The 1,289-nt window shown below is 59.8% G+C and carries 1 pseudogene; it reads left to right on the forward strand.

Features of this window, described 5'->3' with window-relative positions:
• Positions 1 to 158: 158 nt before the first annotated feature.
• Positions 159 to 1,040, forward strand: a pseudogene (locus tag CFB39_RS40005) (IS3 family transposase); the annotation flags it as partial.
• Positions 1,041 to 1,289 lie beyond the last annotated feature (249 nt).

Genomic DNA, 1,289 nt, shown 5'->3' on the forward strand with positions numbered 1-1,289 from the left:
GCGGCTTGGGTCGCGGCAGCAGCGGTTCGATCAGTGTCCACAATTTGTCGTCGATGATCGGCTTGGCCATCTCCTCGGTCTCGGTTGTTCCGATGCCTGAGGTTAACAGCTCGCCGCGAAAGTTAACAGCCCCAAGGGGCCATTTTGAAACCGTCTCTAAAAAAGTTCGCGACGTACTTCGCGAAGGAGTCGCGGTGAAGTAGGGCGTGATTGAACAAATGCGACAGGACTATCCCGTGCCGCCGATGTGCCGCGTGCTGGGCGTATCGGTGAGCGGCTATTATGTGTGGCGCAAGCGCAAGCCGTCCGAAAGAACGCAGCAGGAGCCTCGCCTGGAAGCGGAGGTGCTCGCGGCTCACCTGCGAACCCGGGAAAGCTTCGGGCCCGAGCGGCTACAGCAACATCTCAAGGAACGTGGCGTGCGAATCGGCGTGCACCGGATCAGGCGGCTGCGCAGCAAACTGGGACTACGCTGCAGGCAGAAACGCCGGTTCAAGGCCACGACGAATTCGAAGCACGACCTGCCCGTCGCGCCGAATCTTCTGAGCCAGGATTTCTCGGCGACGGCGCCTAATCAAGCCTGGTGCGATGACATCACCTATATCGCGACCGACGAGGGCTGGCTGTATCTTGCCGGCCTGAAGGACCTGTACAGCGGTGAAATCGTCGGTTACGCGATGAGCGAACGGATGACGAAACATCTGGTTATGCAGGCCTAGTTTCGCGCCGTTGCCGCCCGACGGCCGCCGGCAGGTCTGATTCACCACACCGATCGCGGGTCGCAATATTGTGCGTTGGCCTATCAAGCGCTGGTGAGCCAGTTCGACATGCGGGCGTCGATGAGCCGCCGCGGCAATTGTTACGACAACGCCCCGATCGAATCCTTCTCGGGAACGTTGAAGAACGAACTGGTCTATCACCATCGCTTCGCCACGCGCGAGCAGGCGCGGCACTCGATCAGCGAATACATCGAGATCTTCTACAACCGGCAACGTACGCAGGCGCGTCTGAACTACCAATCGCCTGTCGCGTTCACGTAGCGCTTCGATCTGAATCAGATCGCTGCTTAAACCGTTGGCCTCCACGAATTCCGTCCGACCTCATTCCGCCGAGCGGTGGGCGAGCAAGGCGCCACGGGTAGGAACGTGGCCAGCGCGGCATCTCGCGGCAGGTAGCTTCGAGAGATGTTAGGGCTTAAGCCTCATTCGAACCGGGCCTTCCGGGCTCGGTAACCAGTGGATGGATAAAAGATGGACAAAATATCCAGCCTGGCGGGCAATAGCCTGCCA

Source organism: Burkholderia sp. AU6039 (genome assembly GCF_002223365.1).
Taxonomy (GTDB): domain Bacteria; phylum Pseudomonadota; class Gammaproteobacteria; order Burkholderiales; family Burkholderiaceae; genus Burkholderia.